The sequence below is a fragment of the Nanhaiella sioensis genome (genome assembly GCF_046557775.1).
In the GTDB taxonomy this organism is placed as follows: Bacteria; Bacillota; Bacilli; order Bacillales; family SM2101; genus Nanhaiella; species Nanhaiella sioensis.
Window position 1 is genome coordinate 232,472 of sequence record NZ_JBKAEG010000001.1, and the last position, 20,765, is coordinate 253,236.

Sequence of the window (20,765 nt, forward strand, 5' to 3'; positions counted from 1 at the left end):
TTGCTTGCATTTGGTCAATAATTAATATGATGATTTTTCATAAGTTTTTCCCCTTCTTTCTGCCCTAGATTCAAATAATCTAGGGCTTTTTTCAATAAAACTGTTTAATCTTTCAAAAGTCTTGAAATTTTTCCCGCAATTTTTTTAACAGTCTGCTACTCTGATATTTGTAACTTCTTCCGCAAGCTCTTTCCCATCTGATATCCTAAAAACAGTCACTTGAAATCTATAATTATCTTCTTCAAAAAATGTAATGAGAAACTGACTACATTTATTATCAAGAATCGTTGGGTTAGATAAAAACACGCCGTTTTCATCAAAGTCTACTTCAACAAATGTATCATTAACCAACACTTTAACCTCGAATTGTCCTACTTGCTTTGGGTTCCCTAATGAAATTAATGTTCTCACTTCTGTACCAGTATCTGGTTCTGTTGAAAGGTCACATGATTGATAGGAATATTGCTGATTAGCTAAAAGGAAATCAGGTAGAGTTGTATCAATACATACAGACAATGTACTCACCTCCAAAATATTATATCCATTCCTCAATTTTAAAAGGAATCTCAGAATATTTTATTCAATTAAATAATATATGCTTGGACAAACTGCTTAGAGATGATTTTGAAATATTGAGTCGGTTGTAATTTAACATGATGCTGGAAACAATTTATCTTTTTATTGAAAGTATACTAAACTAATAAATAGAGAAAACAAGAACATCTACATACTGCTTCCCTAGAATTATTTTATTAGTCTCATACATATTCATTTTCAAATATTTGGTATAGGAATAGCTATGTCATACATAACGAGCAATATTATTGCCTGACGATGGAAACGAGGTTACCCTTTTAGAATTAAAATTACCTGAATACGTTCATGGTAGACAAGTGAAGATTGATGGAAGTTTTCAGTCGAATTTTTTTATAGGAGCATTATCAGCAGTAAATGATACTCTACCTTCCCAACCTGTTTCTTATAAATTTGTAATAAATTATCGTTTAGCTGCAATGTTTGAAGGCAATAGAATTCAAGTTTCTCCAATTTTAGCAGATACCGTAAGTGGCGTTCAACTTGAATCAGATTTCCAAGTAGAACATAGCACTGCTCCTAATTTTACTTTTGGTATGAATTGTTTAACTGCCGATACTATATTTCTAATGGCTTCTGCGGCTGAATGCAAGGCGATGTCAGAGATGCGTTTGTTCGGACTCGTGCTATGAATTTAACTGTTTTTTAAAAGTTCCATTCATCAGTTTTGCTTGTATTCACCTATTTTTTCACCCCAACTATTTCAAATTAACGTTTTATAATCTGTTATTATAAAATAGTTAAATTTATTTTAAGTTGTGATGTAATATGACTAAAGTATACGACTACAAAGTGGATCGGCTACACTTAGTTAGACAGAAATTTTAAGGTCAAGTAGAATGAACTTACTATATGAATGATGAGGAGAATCTACATGACAAAAAGATCACGCCGTACGTTTACCGAAGAATTCAAGCAACAAATAGTACAGCTTTATGAAAATGGAAAGCCACGGAAAGAAATTATCCGAGAATACGACTTAACACCTTCCTCTCTTGATAAATGGATTAATCAATTTAAAAATTCCGGGTCATTCAAAGAGAAGGACAACCTAACTCCTGAACAAAAGGAACTGCAAGAATTACGTAAGCGAAACAAGCAATTAGAAATGGAAAATGATATTTTAAAGCAAGCCGCGCTGATACTAGGACAAAAGTAAATGTGATTAAGCAAAACAAACACAAATACTCGATATCAGCAATGTGCCAAGTCCTACAACTCCCAAGAAGCACTTTTTATTATGAAGCAAAACAGCGAACTCATGAGGATGATATCACGTCACATATTGTTCGAATCTTTCATGAGAGTCGACAGAATTACGGGACACGCAAAATTAAACATGAACTTATAAAGCTTGGGAAAGCTGTTTCTAGAAGGCGCATTGGTAGAGTCATGAAAGAACAAGGACTGGTTTCTAAATATACTGTCGCACAGTTTAAACCCCATTCAGAAAAGCCAAATGAGGACCACTATTCCAATGAACTAAACCGTAAATTCACGCGGAACGAAGCGTTATCCGTTGTCGTAAGCGATTTAACATATGTAAGGGTTGATAAAAAATGGCATTACATATGTGTATTTGTTGATCTCTTTAACCGAGAAATTATTGGATATAGTACGGGATCCAATAAGGATGCGTTGCTTGTTTATCGTGCCTTCGCTTCAATAAAGGAAGACCTTCATCATATCCAATTGTTTCATACTGATAGAGGAAACGAATTCAAAAATAAGTTAATTGATGAAGCTTTAAAAACGTTCTCTATTAAACGCTCCTTAAGCATGAAGGGATGCCCCTATGATAATGCCGTTGCAGAAGCTACATTTAAAATTATTAAGACAGAATTTGTCAAAGGGAGGCAGTATGAAAGTTTAGAAGAATTAACACGAGAATTCCATGACTACGTACATTGGTTTAACCATATTCGTATTCATAGCACACTGGGTTATGCAAGTCCTATTGAGTACAAAAATAAACACCTTAAGAAAATTGTCTAGTTAGGTGTTGACAGTCCAAAGAATTCCCCGACAAAGCTAGTGATCGCTACGATAATTGTAACTCAACAAGTTTAAAAGTTTTGTAAAGGATTATGTTTTCTTACGTGAGTGTAATAATTGTGGAATGAAGAAGAGTTTATAGCTCTATCCATTTGGAGGATTTTCTGCAATACAATTAATTTTGTACTTGAAAATATTCCTTAAAATCCAACTTTAAAACCTACCTTAAAAGAGGAGTTTATGAGAAAAAAATTAATTATAATAATATTATTATTTGCTTTATTTTATATTTTTTGGTTCGGCTTTTATCTTTATGAACGCTATTATTTTGAAGATACCTTCAATGAATTAGTAGTCAGCAAATCTATTGAAGAACATGAAGATACAATAACAATTACAGTGAATTTTTCTAATACACTTCCACCTTTTTCAAATAATGAGCTAATTATTCTTAATTCTAATCCGAATCATTATATTTTTGAAAAGAAATCTCTTGATCCGAATCTAAAATTTGACGACCAGCAAAGGATTCAGAGCCCTGATATATATATGAATATCCTTTCACGGTCTCCTGACTCATTAAAAATCAGATATAAAAAGGTAGGCAAGGATATTGATGAATCAACTTTTAATGTAGTTATAAAGTCTACATTTAAAGGAAAAGTACAGTTTAAATATCTAGAGGAGTAGCTAACAGAATGTAGGATCACTGTTAGCTACTTTTTTTGTTGTATATAATGCGTAATGGGATTTATCCCCATCCATAAAGTACAAATATTGTATGTATATGAAATGAATTTGGGATCCTCTGTTTAAGTGGAATCTCAATTATGTTTATAGAAGCATAGCTACCTATAATAAAATGTAACTTTTATTGTGAAATCAAATTCAGCACTAATATGAGCTTTGTTTTTATAAACAAAAAAGGACTAGTTTCAGTCCTTAATCACTTCAATAAATAATCATTGTGTTATATAAATTTTCCTTTTTTCTCTGTGAGTGAAATACCCTAACGTTTCAAATGTGATTTACAAATTTAACATTAATTTATTAACATTCAGCCCCTCTTATCCAATGATCGAGATTAGAGGGGATACATAATTCAGAGTTGTTATTTACTTTACAACAGACTGTTTGCAAAAAGTGTTATACATTACTTACTTAAAAGAGAGGGTTTGCTTATATTACTTTTAGTTAAACTCTCACATCTATCAATACTGTAAAATATTGTTATTATCGCTGGTTACACTGTTATTTTTTTGAAGTACTTTCAATCCATTTCCAATATCAGAAGCTAGAATATAGTTGCGATCAACAAACACTCCCCAAATATCAGAATTTTCCGGTGTATAACGTGCTATTTCTGTTGGATTACTAGCATCTGTAATATCTACTGCAAGCACTCCTCCTGCGTAGTATGAGAGATAAAGTGTGTTTCCTCTTACTTTAGGGTCATGAACTGTCTTAGCAAATGTAACATTATTAGTATCGGGAATGTCATACGTTAAATCAGTCGTAAATTCACTTAGTAACTTTGGATTCGTTTTATCTTTTATATCAAAGATACGTGTATATCCATAAGCTTGTTCATACCCCTCTCTTACTGGCGCATAAACCTCACGAGTCTCAATTAAAATTGTACCACCCTTTGCTAACGTGGATGAATGAGCAGAACCTTGTTGATTAGAAGCGAATTCAGTACGCCCGAGAAGGATAGGGTTTGTGGGATCTTGAATATCAAAAATAACGGTTCCTAAATCCCACATTGAAACATAAGCAAATTTTCCAGTCTCATCTACCATTGTACTATGATTAAACAGAGGTCTTATTTTTCCATCTGGAGATTCCCAATGGTATCCATTAAATGTCTCAGATACTTCAGGTAATGTTCTAGGATCAAACTGCCAAACGGTCTCTGGCTTTGTTGGATCACTCACATCAACAATTTGAAAATCTCTTTCCTCACCATTGCTATAATAATCAGCGTAAGGATTAGCAGCCAATACAACTGCACGATTACCTTGCATTGTTAAATATAATTCATGAGTTCCATTCGTTTTCTTGGTTACTTCCCAGAAACCAAGTTTTTGGGGATTCGCTGGGTTTGTGACATCATATAATAAAAAGCCTCCTTTTGACTCTGGGTTGTTACGAGACATTTGCTGAACCGAAACAACCGCCAGATCTCCATGAAAGTAAGGAGTAGTTACTGACTTGACAATAACCTTTTCCTGCCATGTACCAGGAACGGCATCGTTTGCAAAAACAGCCACCTCCTTTGGGTTCTCAGGATCCTTAAGATCAAACACTCTTACCCCACCATTTCCACCATTTCTCCTATGTGTTCCAACGTAAGCATAGCCTTTGTGTGCATAAACATCTGCATATGAATTTTCCTTACCATCTTCTCTAACTATTTTCATTTGAGGAGTAGCAACTTCTTTCAAAAACTTAAGGTTTTTGCTCCTTTCTAAAATTGGAACTGCTAAGTTCTCATAATTCGTTCTCTCCCCTTTTTCAACGCTTACATCTCCTATTTCATCATGTGCAACTACTTGCCCAGTCATTAAGAATATCAGCGCTCCAGTTAAGGTAAATTTAAGAAATTTCTTTTTCATCTCTTCCTCCTTATTATTTAAAATATTTTTAATCTTATGTACTATTCATAGAAAAATGCGTTATTTTGTTTTTTTTCACAAAAAGCTCTAACTAGTTAAAGTATTACTAGAAATGAAACGAGAGGACTATATCATTATAAATAAATGAAGGTTTTTTACATGAAATAATGACTCACTTTATCAAAACATATTTACATTAAAATATAGCTTTTATAGAAAAAGTAATCATTCAGATTACAAATAGAAAAAGGACTGGCTTCAGTTCCAAATAACCTAATTAATCATTATGTTTTCTTAAGTCTACTTAGAATCTCAGAAACCCCAATCGCAATAATTCCATTTAACATGCATAGTACCGACAAAATTAGAGTAGAGCCATCATTATCTCGGAAAAAGTTCATTAAAAAAAGATAGCATTAGGGCAAGCTGATAACTTACGGAAACAGTGGGATTCTCGAGTGATTGTTAAACAAGTATACAGAAAATCACCAAATTTTTTTGGCTTTTTCCAATTCATCCAGGTTTATTTGATTTTTTTAGCATGGGGCTAGGACATATTGTGTTATGTTTACTAATTTTCTCATTAATGACTATGACATCCTGTTCTGTTTTACAAGAATGTACTAATTGAGAGATTTTTTTTTGTAATTTTTACCAAGGAGGTAGATATCCCGCATCCTTTGCTATTTTTTGAAAGTGTTGATATGTGTCCATTTCTAGCTTCACTTATCCTCGATACATTAAAATGTAGCTTTTGATTATAAATGGAAATAGAACTCAATTCAGTCCTATTATAAACACAATATACATGTTGTTAATAGATTTATAAATGTTATTAGACAAATTAGCAAAAATGTTGATATAAAACTTCTTCCAAAAGAATTGCATATTTTCTATTTATTAATTTTTGATTCATTGATGGCGTTCTTAACAGCAAGTTTAATCACCCAATATAAAATAGTTATTCCGATTACGTAAAAAAGAAGTTGAAGATATAAGCCTGCATACAACATTTTATAGTCCACTCCTGTTAATAAGATTTATGTGATAGAAAAATAAACATATTGTTTATTATAACAAACAGGCACTTGAAAAAATTAAGGAAATTGAATTAGCATTCTGTGTCCTAATAATAATTGACGATGTAGACAGTTATCAGTTGCACATTTAAGTAAACATGCATTCACTAGTTAGAAGAGTCTCTTTAGAAAACGAAGGGAATGAGCATAATGACAAATTGTCAGTGCAAAGGTAAAGACAACGAAATATTCTGTAAGTGCGAAAATACTCCTTTCACATTATTAGACGGTAGTCCGACTCCTTTTATGCCGATTATTTTGACAACGAACAAGATAACAGTCACAGAAAAGGATTGGGTTGCAAAGGTTGATACGATGGTAGACTTACAAGCGTCTGTGGGAAATGGTGAAGTTGTTGATGTAAACTATGTAGTTGAGCGAATTACTGGTGGGGTTACTACAACATTGTGTAGTTATAATATATTAGATGAAAGGGATAATCAGTCTTATACATTAACCCCAAACAATACAGTTTGTGATCACCCACCACTCGGCTGTCATATGTATCGTCTATCAATATTGGATAATGGAACTGGTGCATCCGTGGTAACTCTTGACAATAGTTGTAGATGTATAAACGTCACTACCTTTCAAAAAGGTGAGTAAAGTAAATAAGCATTCTGTATTAAATACTATGTCTTCTTCGCTCTTGGTGTCTGCAAAAATTAAATTAATTTGATATCACAAATGTTCATTGGTGTTAAAAAAATAGAAAATGAGAATATACTGCCTACAGTATGATGGGTTTTAATAAGAGTTAAAATAATTTAATAAGATGGCTATTTTACTGTGTTTACGTTAGTGCATAAACTTTCTGTAAATACACCTTACTAATTTATACTAAAAATGGTATAGTTAAATCAATTATTGTTGTTCTTATTATTATCGTTAGAGAAAAGACAGGATATATGATTACATCTTTAGTAATAGTTTTGAGCAAGAATAGTAATATACTGTGGAAGATATCCACACAGGAGGAAACAAAATGGCTCAAGGTAAGGTAAAATGGTTTAATGCAGAAAAAGGTTTTGGATTTATCGAAGTAGAAGGTGGAGATGATGTATTTGTACACTTCTCAGCTATTCAAGGTGACGGATTCAAATCTCTTGAAGAAGGTCAAGAAGTTTCATTTGACATAGAAGATGGAAACCGTGGCCCTCAAGCAGCAAACGTTCAAAAGTTTTAATTTAACATTAAACCACCTATCATTATATAGGTGGTTTATGTTTTATTATTGTAGTCAAAAAAGAACACCGTATCAGTCGTAATAAAATCCATATTCTGGCTATATTTCGTGATTTCATTTCTATTTAACCTTCATGAAAGAGTATTTTTTCAAACAAATCTTCAATTAAACCTTCTGATATTTCTTCATATTCTTCAGATCCAATATTAAATCTAAAGTAACCATCTGAATGTAAAGTCACTTTAAAAGTTGCTCTAACACTTGAAGGATTCTCCTTTTTAAATTTCTTGAATTGCAAATGATTTTGTGTAATATCAAATGAAATAATACAATCAGGGAAGAGAATATTATTTTCAACAATTCTAACTTCCTCAATTTCATGTTGTGATAATTCGCCATTAATTTCTTGTATAACCTTTTCTAAGTTCGTCTTTATTAATAATTCATCAAATGGTTTGTATTTTTGTTTAATAGCATATCTCTTTTTCCAACTCATTACATCATCTCCCTTTTATCAACTATATTCAACAATGGGGAGAAAATACTCTTAAATTGTCAATTATCTTTTCAAAATTTATATTCACATCAATTATCACAATTTCTCGAAGGGTAACCATTTAAAATCAGCATTTATTGTTCTTTCAATTGTATTCATGAAATCACTTTAATTTTGGTATTAATTCACTATAAAATTGTCATTTTATTCTGATTTACTAAAACAAAAAACCGAAAATTAAGTTCCACGTCCTTTTGTTGGGAAATTTTTATATAATAGACATATATTATATTAGGGGTGAAAATCTATGAAAGAAAATTTAATAGCAAGATCATTATTTACCTTAGCAATTTGTATTGTAATAGGTAGTTGGTTTATTTCAAATGGATTAAAGGAAGGTGATCGGTTAATTGCAGAACAATTGTCTGATGGAATTGAAGCCACACAATCAAACAAAATTGATGCAGAACAAAATCAACTATTAACTGCCAAACAATTATCCAATTACTTGGGTATAAGTAATGAACAAGTAACTCAGTTATTCCCAGATTCAAATGGTAAAAGTGTAATACCTTATATAAAAATTAAGGGTGAGCTCTTCTTCCCTAAAGCTGCCATTGATAAATGGTTACAAGAAATTGAAGCAATCTCTATCAATAGATGAGCCAAATGAAATTTGGGCTTATCTATATTTTCATAAAATGCTCCATTTATTGTAAGTACAGTCCAATAAAAATGACTATTCTTACCGTATAAATGCGATCCCTCTAGGAGTTCTAGTTGAAACTGTTGCTATGACTAAATGAGTTTTTATTTCGATCACTGATACAGAATTATCGTTAATATTTCCTACGTAGGCAAGTTTTCCATCTGGTGTGAAGGCTATTGAACGATTTAAACTACCAACTTGTACTGTTGCAATAATTGATTGTGTATTAATATCAATAACAGTCACGATTCTACCGTTAATAGTCGTCACATATGCAAAATTTCCACATGGAGTTATTACAACTCTATTTGGACGATCATTATTATTACCTATTGGTACAGTTCCAATAAGGGTATGAGTTTTTACGTCTATTACTGAAATTGAACCCGTAGATCCATTATTTAAATTTGTGATGTATGCAAACTTCCCATCAGGAGTAAAAGCAATACCCCGTGGATTATTTCTTACTCCTACAGTTGAGATAACAGAATGGGTGCAAGTATCAATTACCGACACGTTATTAGAATTTTCATTTGTTATATATACAAGCTTTCCATCTGGAGTAAATGCAGGGATTCGTGGATTCAATCCGACAGTAACAGTTGCAATAACCGAGAGAGTCTTTACATCAATTACTGATACCGTGTTCCCTTGTAAATTGCTTCCAACATTTGTGACATATGCGAGTTTCCCATTAGGAGCTATAGCTATTCGATTCGGGCTAGTTCCAACAGGAACTGTAGCTATAACCGAGTGAGTTTTCGTGTCTATTACTGACACGCTGCTACTTGTAAGTGCACTGTTTATAACAAATGTTGTTTTACCATCTGGTGCTATTACGACATTGACTGGAAAATCTCCGACAAACACTGTAGCTATGACTGAATGTGTCTTTGTATCTATTACTGATACTGTGTCTCCAGGATCTGAATCCGTGCCTGTGTTCGTAACATATGCATGTTTCCCATCTGGTGTGATTGCAATATTCCTTGGAAGCCTACCCACATTCACAGTGCTAATTATTAAATGCGTTTTTGTATCAATGACCGTTACTGTACCGATATCTTGACGGTTTACAACATATGCAAGTACCATATCGTATCGGCCTCCTTTTATCGTTTTAAACAGTCTATGCATCGCACTATTCATAAATGTTTTCACGGTAAAAGTCTTGCTTTACCTTAAATCTATAAACATATTTCCTTAAGGTTGATATTTACTCTATTACCCTTTCAATCCTCCACTCACCAGAGTACGTACTGTTCCTCATTACCTTAATTAACTGTCGAGAGATTCAAACGGTACTGAATGAGGGATACCTCTGTATCGTTCAGGTGTATTCCAATCAGTTGGAACCCAGCATAATTTATTCATTAAACATCCTCTTTATAATGACTCACTTTATCAAAACTTATTTACAATAAAATATTTTTTTATTGTGATAACTCTTATTTTTTCATGGAACTTGGATAATAGAAGATCCCTCATTGAGGACAATTTCTTAATATTTCCCTCCTGTAAGTATTTCATATAGTTGTGCAGATTTTTCTTTATTTAACTGAACATATTTATTTACAGCTTCTATTACGAGTTCAACTTTATCTTTATTCGGACTTATCCAAAGTTCATATAATATCACTTTGGTTTCTATATCAGGATTTTTAAATTGAAATACAAATTTGTAATCAGCAGGGTGTTGCATATTTACTTGTGCAATTTCCCAATTAATATCGTTTAATATATCTTTTACCTTTTGAACTTGCTCATTATTAGTAATTTCTTTGAAGTTTTCATATTCGTTTTCATCAACGATACGTTTTTGAACTTCTATATATTGTTCTTCATTTTCTACTAAGTTTGAACAACCTACTAAAAAAATTGAAACTACCCCAATAATAGCAAATATATATTTTAAATACTTCAAGATAACCTCACCCCTTTATATAATTAGACGTTGGTTACTAGAAAATGTCTCATATTTTACCTTTTTAATAAAACACCACTTTTATTGCAACGATCCAGCAATAAATTACGGTAGTGTTATATAGAAATTACCTTTTAAACTCCTCCATTAATACTCATGATTAGTATTCAAATAAACTATCGGTCTGTAATACATTAGATACATTAGAATACTTCAAAAACAGCTTTCTTATAGTCTTCTATTACCGTACTTAATTTATATATTTTAAATGCAACTGCAATAAAAAGACCTCACATTTTGAACAGAGGTTTGAATCAAAAAATAATAAAGAAATGTGACCAAATTGAGGTCACATTTCCTATTTTAGTAGTCATATTTTCAGTCAAAAATTTTAGTCACATTGGTCACAATTTACTTGATGGTCACACATTTGGTCGCAAAACTATAGCTATTTAAAGGATATTTTAGGATAATATAGGAATTATCTGTTATCAATTTTCTCAGGATATAGGTCATGGTTCATTAATCTGTAGTTAGCCATTTCTTCATATTTAGTGCCAGGAATGCCGTAATTACAGTATGGATCAATGCTGATACCACCTCTTGGAGTGAATTTACCCCATACCTCGATGTATCTTGGTTGCATCAGTTTAATTAAATCATTCATAATAATATTCATGCAATCTTCATGGAAATCTCCGTGGTTTCTAAAACTAAACAAATATAGTTTAAGAGATTTACTTTCCACCATTTTTACATCTGGGATATAGCTAATGTAAATCGTTGCAAAGTCTGGTTGACCGGTTTTTGGACACAAGCTCGTAAATTCAGGAAAATTCATTTTTACGAAGTAATCTCTATTCGTATGTTTATTATCAAAAGCCTCTAAAATATCAGGTGAATATTCAAATATATAGTTTGTTCCTTGGTTCCCTAACAGAGTTATATCCTTAAGTTCTTCATCTTTTCTTCCTTGCATTTTACATCTCTCCTATTGATCATTATTCGTTCAAATTATTGTGTCATAGACAATCATTTATTTGCCCACATACATGGGGTTAAGTAAAATGAGTTTATACCCCCCGTTTATTGCCCCATACGAGTGTATGTAGCTGTGGCAATACTTTTACATTATTCAATTCAGCAGAATCTATTGTTTTTTGAATTAACCATTCATATTTGTGAAGTAGTTTATTAATAATTGCTGGATCCTCCGACAGAACGTCCTCATTACCTACCTGTAAATAAAATTTAATATGCTCATAACGCTTGTGTACCATTTTTGCATATGCTAGGTCCTTATCATCAAATACTACCACTTTTAGACTTACATGCTGTTGTCTACCTCTACTTACTAACCCGTCAATAATAAAGTCTAATTTCTCAAAATTCGTCTTCATTTCAGAACTAGGTGGTTTCGGTGATATGGTTAAATCATCGATTAGTAGAAACCAATCCTGCCAAACACTTCCCTGTGTTTCTAACCCTACTCTAACTCCCTTTTCTTTAAACAAGATTAGTAGGTGTTCAAGGTTCTGAAGTAGTGCTGGATTTCCTCCAGAAATCGTAACATGGTTAAATCGATTTCCTCCAAGTTCCAGAAGTCTCTGCCATATTTCCTGCGAAGTTAGTTGCTCTATTTCATTTTTTGCAGACCCGTCCCATGTAAAAGCAGAATCACACCAACTACATGCGTAATCACATCCTGCTGTACGAACAAACATCGTTTTCTGACCGATAACCATGCCTTCACCTTGGATGGTGGGACCAAAAATTTCTAATACTGGAATTGTTTTTTTCATCATCGTTCACCGGCTTTTGGACGATATACAACATAGCTCGTAGGTGTTTCACGAACAAATACTTGAAGACATTTCGGGCTATTTGATAACGTATTTAAATGTTCTTGAATAATTTCCCATATCTTTTTTGCAACAACTTCTGTAGTAGGAAAATCATTTGGATTTTGATCATTAAATATTTCGTTATGGTCGTTCATTACAGTATGATCAAATTTGCCGTGAATTAGTTTTTTTACTTGCTGAAAATTAACAAGGAAACCAGTATGATCAAGATCATCACCCGCAATTGTTATATTCACAAAGTACGTATGCCCATGTAATTCCCTACATTTTCCTGCTTCATCATGCGGAACGAAATGCGCAGCTGCAAATTGCATATCCTTATTTAATTCAAATTGATAAGGGTGTTGTACTTGAGGATAGATTTGTTGAATCATTACTTGTTTTCACCCCTATTTTTCGTAGAAACGTATTGATCAAGGCCTCTTTTACGTAATTTACATGCAGGGCACTCCCCACAACCTTCGGCAATAATGCCGTTATAGCATGTTAGAGTTTTCTTTTGTACGAAATCAAAAGCACCTAATTCGTCTGCCAATTCCCACGTTTCTGCTTTATCAAGCCACATGAGTGGTGTATGAATAACGAATTGATAGTCCATTGCGAGATTCAGCGTAACATTTAATGATTTTATAAACACATCTCGACAATCTGGATACCCACTAAAATCTGTTTCACATACACCAGTAATAATATGTTTAGCTACATTTTGTTTTGCTAGCACAGCAGCGAAAGACAGGAATAATAAATTCCTGCCATCAACAAAAGTAGAAGGCAATTCACCTTCCTTTTCTTCAATAGCAATATCATCACGTGTTAATGCATTTGGAGCCAATTGGCTGAGAAGGCTCATATCAAGAACTGTATGTTTTATACCCACTTCATTGGCAATATTTTTTGCCACTTCAATTTCATTGTCATGTCGCTGATTATATTGAAACGTAACTGCCTCAACAGTCTTATATCTTTTCATTGCCCAGAAAAGGCAAGTAGTACTATCTTGACCTCCGCTAAAAACTACAACAGCTTTTTCATTCTTCATTATGCGTGACCCCTCTCTTCTGTTAAATTCTGTCCATATTCAATTTGTCAAAGAGTTTTATATCAATCCATTATTAGGTGATTTTTTTAGCAATGTTATATTTACTATTTGAATTCCTTTTAAGTTAGTAAAACAACTGGCTTTTTTCGTTTATTTTGATGCTATTTATCTGAAGTGAGCAGAAAATAGCCAAATAAAAAAAGCATTTGTCAAACACGATGTAGTTTTTAAATTTGATTGCTATAAAATCAAATAAAAAAACTCCACCCTAAGGACGCAGCTATTTCCTTAGTTTTTTATAGAGGGTGTTCTAGAACCTCTCCCGTAAATGATGGATAATTTCATGAGTGCTTACGGTATTCTTTTCAATTTTTACTAGGTTAATATATCACAACTACAAGAAAAACTCCATAGAAATTATTTGCATGTGAGTTGATTCGGTCAAATATTTCTAACAGGATTGTTTTATTATCCCTAATATAACGTATTCACAAACGATTCTTCTCATACTGAAATTTCGATATTGATTGCTTACTATATATAAATTAAGGCTGTCTTCGCGTGGACTGTTCCTTTTCATTCTAAAAGATAAGCATAAACCTAGCGTTCGTGGCATCTTTTCTACTTTTACAATATTGAGGTCCATGTAAACCCTTCATACTGTCCTTTTAATAAAAATAACAACAAAGTTTAAGAAAAAAATGCTAAAACCAAGGGGCTCTTGTAATAAATTTTGTAACAACAGGATGGAACTTATGTCTCATTTCTAAAATTCTATAGAAGTAAAGATGCATTTAACATATACTCCAGAGTATGATAAACAGCAAACATCCAAAACAGCCTAAAAAAGGGTAACTTAGGATAAGGTAACAATCATTCAACAACCTTTAACTTAATATCACCAGTCACCCTTTGTTAATTTATTTATACATTTTGTTCACTTCATGTTTAAACGAGAGCAAATTCACCTTGCTTCTTCATTTTCACAACTCGCTTCACATAAACGTATGCATATGCCCCATTAGCTACTAAACTAATTACAGCTACTGACAGCATTAAAAAATCGTTGCGCGGTACGAGTAATTCCACTGATTCTGTGAATCTTGGGAATGTAAAATAATACATAAACCAAGCTGCCAATGTGAACGCACGCGCTTGTAACCATGTCCCTTTCTTAATGAACATTGCAGGTAATGTACAAGATAGTAACACCATAAATTGAGCAGACGCCGATCCTGGGAAATTTAAATAAACAAATACCCAATTCCAAATATCATAAGCGATTATCCATAAAAGAGGCATTTTGGGCCATAGCATATCCTTATCTTTACTATTATCAATATATATTCCTTTAAAACCATAAAATAGCGTAGCAATTGACAACACACCTGCTATACCATTTAAAATGTTAGGTAAATAGCCCATAGTAAAATCTTGTGTTACTGCCTCTCCAATGTTTAATGCTAAAAACAATGCAGCTACTAGTTTTGCAGATGTAAGTCCTCCAAGCTTCGAATATCTCATTAAAATAAACCATACACTTGCACCTACAACAGAATATACTTTTACCCATTTGAACCAATAAGAAACACCGTAACTTGTCCATATAGGCAATAAGGCTATCGGTAAAACGAAAAAAAAGACAATTCCAGCCCATTTTGATTTTCTAAACAACTCGTTTAAGCCCATTAAAACAATTAGAATCATTACCCAATGAAAAATTGATAAGGGACTATTATACTCTTTGGCAACGCCTTCATAAAAACCATTTTTGTATGATATATCTCCGTCCTTATTAACAATAAGCGGTATATTATCAAACTCAGTAATCAGTGCACCTGTTTCACTAGTCATACTTAAAAAAGTTTCGTTTAATGTCCATGACATTTCTTCTTCTACATTATGACCACCATATTGCTTAATTACAGTCACTTTATTGTTATCCTTAAATTCAAAGCGATAAAAAAATGCCCCCTCTCCAGATTCTCCATCTACTATCATTTGCCATGTTCCTAACATTTCATCTGCATTAGCTTCACTTGCGAATACAACATCAGTAGTTGAAAAACTAAAAAATAACATAAAAATTAGTCCAGAAATAAAACTTAGTTTCAAACGTGTCAGTTTACACATGGTGTACCCCTCCTATACTTTATTAGGATAATATATGATATACTATTCAGACTTTTTACTGAACAGGTATATCTGGAGTTTTAATCATGCTTCATCTTCACATTTTATCTATTGTATATACTGTATATTTTTATTTTACTATAATGTGTTCATCGGGTAGATCATTCCCCATAAAGTTCATAAATTCCTCAATAATACATATTAAATAGCCACAATGAAAGGATTATTATATATATAACCCTTTCATTGTGGCTAACTTAAATCAGCTCATAGATTTCTTCTCATAAGGTTTTTTCTTAAACTTTGATGTTATTGTTATTAATAATGCGCCATATGATGAGCTTTATGAGAGCTCAATAAAAGTAATTTTGGAAAAGATGCCACGAAAGCTAGAGGTATACTTGCTTAAAACTTTGAACTTTAAGAAACAATTATTACGAAGGTAGTCTTTGCTAAGGCTCTTTTCCTTAAATTATTCTTTTTTCACTTACATTTGACCTGGTATGTATTATTATAGTTTTAGAGAAGAAAAGCGCCCCGAAAAGCACCGATTATTTCGAGAACGGCCTATTCAAAAAGCAACAATTAATTCAATTCGAATATAGCCTTTCATAACTATATTGCTCTTTAATAACAATCCCTCTAGTAGAACATCTACTTTCCCTATAAGTTTGAATATAAGGTTTTGATTAAATTGAATTTAGTTCTTAACGATTGGCATTTTAATTTTAATATATAAAGATGGTGTATCATACGTGTAAGTTATTTTACCGTGATACTCATTAATAATATCATTTATAATTGTCGTACCGAATCCTCGATGTTTTCCTTTTGAAGACTGACCATATGATGTAAATAATGAATCGATAATATGTTTTGGAATAGGCTCGGTGTGATTTACTGACTCAAGTATGTAAAAGCCACTTACCATTGATGACTTTAATATGACAGAACCTTCTTTATGAACTCTTGAATATCCGGCGGCAGCTTCGACACTATTTTCTAGTAAATTACTAACTAACTTACTTTGATCTAAGTTACTCATTGGTAATAGTGTTAGTGGAACTTGTAACTGATAGGTTACATCTACCCCTTCTTTCATAGCCTCGACAAAATAATGATGTAAGTGTGCTGTGACATGTCCTTTTTCACCTTTAATGGTTAAATTAACATTTTCGTATTCACCGATCAGTGATTCAACGTATGATCTCGCCTCTATTAATCTTTCTTCTTCCAGCATGTATTGAAAAACATTCATATGCTTCATCACGTCATGCCTTTGATTCCGTATTTCTCGAAAAGCATCTTGTATACCCATCTGCTCTTCTTGCAAAACTGACTCATTCATTAATAAAAGCTGTATTTTACCCAATGATGACCATCTGAAACATTCAACTAGCATATTTACGACCCATAAACTAGCAAATACGATAGGCTTATTACTATAAAATTGAAGAAACACTATGATAATTTGAATGAGCCAAAGTATGCTACTTAACAATAAAATAGTCTCTACTTGGAAGAATATTTTTTGAACCTTCTTCCATAGAAACAACCACACAACAGCATAGACAATTGAGAATGTTATTATCGCGTTAATAGATAGAAATAATTTATGTATGACTGTTAATGAAGATAATAAAAGGACAATAAAGATCACACTCGTATGAAAAATCCTTAAATACACAATTGTACCCCTTTAAAAATAATTTTCTTGCACGTATTCAAGTTTACTTTTGGTAATAATCGCTGTTTGATTCGTATGCTGAAAAGAGATAGAAAAAGAATTTTTAGCATATATTGAGAAATTTTTTACGTAATGTAGGTTAATAATAAAAGATCGGTGAGAGCGAATGAAATTTCGGTTATTCAACTGACCTTCTAAATCACTTAGAGATTGGTACGTTTCAAACTCTCCTTCTATAGTAACTAACTTTGATGATCGACCTGTTCTTTCAATAAAGAGAATGCTTTTTTTATCAATGAAGTTCATTTCAGATTTTTGTTTTAACACTAACTTTCCTTCATCTTTTGTAGGTGCCAAATGCCTTGTATATCTATTCATACCTTTTATTAATCTATCTTTAGAATATGGCTTTAAAATATAGTCAAGAACGTCCAATTCGAATGCATGAACAGCGTATCCACTATGACCAGTTAAAAAAATTACTTTTATGTCCAAGGCATAAGTTTGAATAAAATCAGCTAATTCATAACCTGAAAGCTTAGGCATTTCAATATCGGTGATCAGGAGATCTATCTCATTCTTCTTTATCAACTCATAAGCTTCTTCAGAATCAGTTGTTGAAAAATGAATCGAGAACATCTCTTCATTTCTTAATAATGCTTCAAGTTTCTCCAAATCGTACTTATGATCGTCAACTAGACCAACCTTCACCATATACTCACTCCGAAACTTATCTGTTTTTTATATCCTAACATAAATAAAATACCATAAATGGAATATTCACGACAGGAAAAGAATGTTTCACGACAACATGGTTGGTAAAATTCATAAGGTTTTGTAAAGTGAAGACAGTTACAAATGAAGGGAGCGAACGATAGATGATCGAAGTGAAAAACGTATCCAAACAATTTATGGAAAAGAAGAAGACGATTGCGGCTGTAAAGGATGTTTCTTTTTCTATTTCAAAGGGTGAGATCGTTGGTCTATTAGGAGAAAATGGTGCAGGGAAAACAACTTTGTTAAGAATGATATCAACAATTATGGAGCCTACAAATGGATCTATAAAGATTAATGGTATTGATATATCCAAGAAAACAATGGGTATAAAGCAGCAAATCGGCGTTTTATTCGGCAGTGAGACTGGATTGTATGATCGCCTTTCAGCAAGAGAAAATTTAGCTTATTTCGCTTCACTTTACGGTATTAGTAAGCACGAAACGAATGTCCGTATCGATCAATTAGCTGTACGTTTTGGTATGAAGGATTATATCGACAGAAAAGTTGGCGGATACTCTAAAGGAATGCGCCAAAAGGTAGCAATTGCTAGGACACTCATTCATGATCCTGACATTATTTTATTTGATGAACCTACTACAGGTCTTGATATTACGTCAGCAAATATGTTTCGTGAATTAGTTCATCAGCTACGTAAAGAAGGTAAAACAATTATTTTCTCTAGCCACATTATGGAAGAGGTTAAAATGTTATGTCAGTCAATTATTATGATTCATAAAGGTGAGCTCGTATATCAAGGTGCTATTGATGAACTTTATAAACAAGAAGAAAGTGATGATTTAAATTATATATTCATGTCAAGATTAGTGAGAGGTGCTTAAAGTGATTTGGACAATTTTTAAGAAAGAATTAATTGACTCGCTTCGTGATCGTAAGACAATCATGCTTAGTATTCTCATTCCAATGTTATTTAGCTTAGGAATGGTGTTTTTCTACGAGGCATTCTTCTTTAAAGATTCAACCGAAAACTATACAGTTGCTGTAGAGAACACGATAGATGATAAAACATATGATTGGTTTTCAAATTTAGAAAGTATTACAGTGTCCAAGGTGACTGATCCTATCCAAACTGTGAAAGACGGAGAAGCAACGATTGCCTTATATCCAGATCAAGGATTTCTTGACCAGATTGAACAAGGTGGCTCACCAACTATTGATATATACGTAGATCAATTTAGTCAAAAAGGCGAGCTAGCTACCAGTACGATAAACTCTCATCTAAACACTTTAAAAGAAACCGTCCAGCAAAAGAGGTATGAAGATTATAATCTAGACGCTGACGCATTTGAGCCATTTCATTTCTCCATTAATAGCATTTCTGAATCTGAGGAAGATACATCAAGCTTTCTCCTAAGCATTCTTGCTCCACTAATTATTGTGATGTCTATTATTACGGGTGGTATTCCTACTAGTAATGATTTATTTGCAGGGGAGAAAGAAAGGAACACGATGGAAGCATTATTAATGACACCAGTGAAACGCACAAACATACTTTTTGGTAAATGGCTAACCGTTTCTACCTTAAGTACGTTTAGTGGAATTTTTGCGACAGTGATGTTCGTTATTACGACGAAATTATTTACCGAAGGACTAACGAATGTTATACCAGACGACAAAGTGGCTCCATTCATTGGGGTTATGAGTATCGGAATTTTAGCTTTTGCACCCTTAATTTCTAGCATAATGATGATGCTAAGTCTATTAGCAAATACCGTTAAGGAAGCTGGAAATTACATCTCGCCTTTGTCTATGTTAGCGATGATTCCATTCTTTTTACTAATGGGCTTATCTGTAAATGAATTAACTACAATCCATTTCCTCATTCCTTTTTTCAATATTTTCGCCTTAATTAAACAATTAATTTTCGGCGTGTATTCTATTGAAAGCATAGGAATGGTAGTAGGAAGCTCAGTTCTTGTCATCGCTATCTTGTTCTTACTTGGCGCACTTATGTTTAAAAAAGATCGATGGGTATTAGGAAAAGGGGCCTGACATACTAGCTTCACCTATATGTGATCATTTAACATCAAGTCAGTGAACTCGTTCTAGTAAACATAAAGATCAGTAAATCAGGTGGAGACTGCTCCGCCTGATTTAATAAGATTAGGGTGAAATGATGTCAAACCTTTTAGAAATTCAATATCTGAGGATTTCCATGTGCTAAAGTTGAGTGATATTTTTGTAGTGTTTTAGTAAAACCGAGTAACTTGATTTAATAGACTCTGTAGGTTGGGTAATTTCATTGAACCAACAGATGCTTGAAGGAACTAAAAATTATAGAACGTAAGAAAAGAAGGGGTAAAATGTCAGGTACAAAAAAAACATATAATACTAGCCTAGCAAAGCGCTGGATGATAACGATTGGGGTATTTTTAATTGTTCAATTGATCTTTATCGCCATTGATGGCACTTTCCTAGAGCCAAATATTAATGATAGTGATAATTTAATTGCCAAGTTTGGGAGATGGATTCTGGATTCGAAACTATTTACACAATGGATTGCTCCCTATTCCTTTCCATTTTTTAATATGTTCATGACAATTTATGTTATTGCTTTGCTGGTTCATGCAGTACGGGACATGTTGTCACTTATGTTATCAAAAAAATAAAGAACCAGATACAGATACCTATTATTAAGTGAACAT

The 20,765-nt window shown here is 32.8% G+C and carries 21 protein-coding genes, 1 pseudogene and 1 riboswitch; of the genes and pseudogenes, 10 read left to right on the forward strand and 12 right to left on the reverse strand.

Annotated elements, in window-relative coordinates; all coding sequences use genetic code 11:
- Positions 1-144: 144 nt before the first annotated feature.
- Positions 145-516 carry a hypothetical protein gene (locus V1503_RS01075; protein WP_214484513.1) on the reverse strand — a complete coding sequence of 124 codons (372 nt, stop codon included), beginning with the start codon at positions 514-516 and terminating at the stop codon, positions 145-147.
- Positions 517-824: 308 nt separating this feature from the next.
- Here V1503_RS01075 and V1503_RS01080 point away from each other — a divergent pair, with 308 nt between their 5' ends.
- The 4 genes and pseudogenes from V1503_RS01080 to V1503_RS01095 all read left to right on the forward strand — a co-directional run bounded on the left by V1503_RS01080 (position 825) and on the right by V1503_RS01095 (position 3,279).
- A complete protein-coding gene (locus tag V1503_RS01080; protein ID WP_410624145.1) occupies positions 825-1,226 on the forward strand; it encodes a hypothetical protein in 402 nt (133 codons plus the stop codon).
- Between the two features lie 242 nt (positions 1,227-1,468).
- A protein-coding gene (locus V1503_RS01085; protein WP_410624147.1) for an IS3 family transposase occupies positions 1,469-2,589 on the forward strand; the annotation gives its coding sequence in 2 pieces (ribosomal slippage) (positions 1,469-1,718 and positions 1,718-2,589; 1,122 coding nt in all).
- A gap of 17 nt (positions 2,590-2,606) precedes the next feature.
- Positions 2,607-2,731, forward strand: a pseudogene (locus V1503_RS01090) (DUF8096 family protein); the annotation flags it as partial.
- 98 nt (positions 2,732-2,829) lie between these two features.
- Positions 2,830-3,279 carry a hypothetical protein gene (locus V1503_RS01095; RefSeq protein WP_410624149.1) on the forward strand — a complete coding sequence of 150 codons (450 nt, stop codon included), beginning with the start codon at positions 2,830-2,832 and terminating at the stop codon, positions 3,277-3,279.
- 521 nt (positions 3,280-3,800) lie between these two features.
- Here the strand turns inward: V1503_RS01095 and V1503_RS01100 are convergent.
- Positions 3,801-5,207: an LVIVD repeat-containing protein gene (locus tag V1503_RS01100; protein WP_410624151.1), complete on the reverse strand. Its 1,407-nt coding sequence runs from the start codon at positions 5,205-5,207 to the stop codon at positions 3,801-3,803.
- 1,229 nt (positions 5,208-6,436) lie between these two features.
- On the opposite strand from V1503_RS01100, the gene V1503_RS01105 reads away from it, so the two are divergent.
- On the forward strand, positions 6,437-6,892 hold the full coding sequence (locus V1503_RS01105) for a hypothetical protein (protein WP_410624153.1): 456 nt from the start codon (positions 6,437-6,439) through the stop codon (positions 6,890-6,892).
- A gap of 379 nt (positions 6,893-7,271) precedes the next feature.
- Positions 7,272-7,472 (forward strand): cold-shock protein CspD, encoded by a 201-nt coding sequence (cspD, locus tag V1503_RS01110; RefSeq protein ID WP_410624155.1) that lies wholly within the window; start codon positions 7,272-7,274, stop codon positions 7,470-7,472.
- A gap of 124 nt (positions 7,473-7,596) precedes the next feature.
- On the opposite strand, the gene V1503_RS01115 is transcribed toward cspD, so the two are convergent.
- Positions 7,597-7,968 carry a hypothetical protein gene (locus V1503_RS01115; RefSeq protein WP_214484640.1) on the reverse strand — a complete coding sequence of 124 codons (372 nt, stop codon included), beginning with the start codon at positions 7,966-7,968 and terminating at the stop codon, positions 7,597-7,599.
- A 307-nt stretch (positions 7,969-8,275) separates the two neighbouring features.
- Here V1503_RS01115 and V1503_RS01120 point away from each other — a divergent pair, with 307 nt between their 5' ends.
- Entirely contained in the window at positions 8,276-8,632 is a 357-nt protein-coding gene (locus tag V1503_RS01120; RefSeq protein ID WP_410624157.1) for a helix-turn-helix domain-containing protein, read from the forward strand.
- 81 nt (positions 8,633-8,713) lie between these two features.
- Here the strand turns inward: V1503_RS01120 and V1503_RS01125 are convergent, their stop codons facing one another.
- The 9 genes from V1503_RS01125 to V1503_RS01165 all read right to left on the reverse strand — a co-directional run bounded on the left by V1503_RS01125 (position 8,714) and on the right by V1503_RS01165 (position 18,039).
- Entirely contained in the window at positions 8,714-9,772 is a 1,059-nt protein-coding gene (locus tag V1503_RS01125) for a beta-propeller fold lactonase family protein (protein WP_410624159.1), read from the reverse strand.
- 406 nt (positions 9,773-10,178) lie between these two features.
- Positions 10,179-10,601, reverse strand: a complete 423-nt coding sequence (locus V1503_RS01130) for a YhfM domain-containing protein (RefSeq protein WP_410624161.1) — start codon at positions 10,599-10,601, stop codon at positions 10,179-10,181.
- Between the two features lie 481 nt (positions 10,602-11,082).
- A complete protein-coding gene (gene queF / locus V1503_RS01135; protein WP_214482190.1) occupies positions 11,083-11,580 on the reverse strand; it encodes a preQ(1) synthase in 498 nt (165 codons plus the stop codon).
- A gap of 94 nt (positions 11,581-11,674) precedes the next feature.
- Positions 11,675-12,403, reverse strand: coding sequence for a 7-carboxy-7-deazaguanine synthase QueE (gene queE, locus V1503_RS01140; RefSeq protein WP_410624163.1), 729 nt, complete (start codon positions 12,401-12,403; stop codon positions 11,675-11,677).
- Positions 12,403-12,840, reverse strand: coding sequence for a 6-carboxytetrahydropterin synthase QueD (gene queD / locus V1503_RS01145; RefSeq protein WP_320257418.1), 438 nt, complete (start codon positions 12,838-12,840; stop codon positions 12,403-12,405). Before queD ends, queE begins: the two co-directional genes overlap by 1 nt.
- Complete coding sequence (queC, locus tag V1503_RS01150; RefSeq protein WP_410624166.1) at positions 12,840-13,505, reverse strand: 7-cyano-7-deazaguanine synthase QueC; 666 nt, start codon at positions 13,503-13,505, stop codon at positions 12,840-12,842. The genes queD and queC overlap by 1 nt, the downstream gene beginning before the upstream one ends.
- Positions 13,506-13,787: 282 nt before the next feature.
- Positions 13,788-13,831: riboswitch (PreQ1 riboswitch) on the reverse strand.
- A gap of 622 nt (positions 13,832-14,453) precedes the next feature.
- Entirely contained in the window at positions 14,454-15,638 is a 1,185-nt protein-coding gene (locus V1503_RS01155; RefSeq protein WP_410624168.1) for a DUF5692 family protein, read from the reverse strand.
- A 700-nt stretch (positions 15,639-16,338) separates the two neighbouring features.
- On the reverse strand, positions 16,339-17,325 hold the full coding sequence (locus tag V1503_RS01160; protein ID WP_410624170.1) for a sensor histidine kinase: 987 nt from the start codon (positions 17,323-17,325) through the stop codon (positions 16,339-16,341).
- Between the two features lie 12 nt (positions 17,326-17,337).
- Entirely contained in the window at positions 17,338-18,039 is a 702-nt protein-coding gene (locus V1503_RS01165) for a LytR/AlgR family response regulator transcription factor (RefSeq protein WP_410624172.1), read from the reverse strand.
- A 164-nt stretch (positions 18,040-18,203) separates the two neighbouring features.
- Here V1503_RS01165 and V1503_RS01170 point away from each other — a divergent pair, with 164 nt between their 5' ends.
- The 3 genes from V1503_RS01170 to V1503_RS01180 all read left to right on the forward strand — a co-directional run bounded on the left by V1503_RS01170 (position 18,204) and on the right by V1503_RS01180 (position 20,729).
- Positions 18,204-18,941 carry an ABC transporter ATP-binding protein gene (locus tag V1503_RS01170; protein ID WP_410624174.1) on the forward strand — a complete coding sequence of 246 codons (738 nt, stop codon included), beginning with the start codon at positions 18,204-18,206 and terminating at the stop codon, positions 18,939-18,941.
- Between the two features lies 1 nt (position 18,942).
- On the forward strand, positions 18,943-20,112 hold the full coding sequence (locus V1503_RS01175; RefSeq protein WP_410624176.1) for an ABC transporter permease: 1,170 nt from the start codon (positions 18,943-18,945) through the stop codon (positions 20,110-20,112).
- 311 nt (positions 20,113-20,423) lie between these two features.
- Positions 20,424-20,729: a YfzA family protein gene (locus tag V1503_RS01180; RefSeq protein WP_410624178.1), complete on the forward strand. Its 306-nt coding sequence runs from the start codon at positions 20,424-20,426 to the stop codon at positions 20,727-20,729.
- Positions 20,730-20,765: the final 36 nt, after the last annotated feature.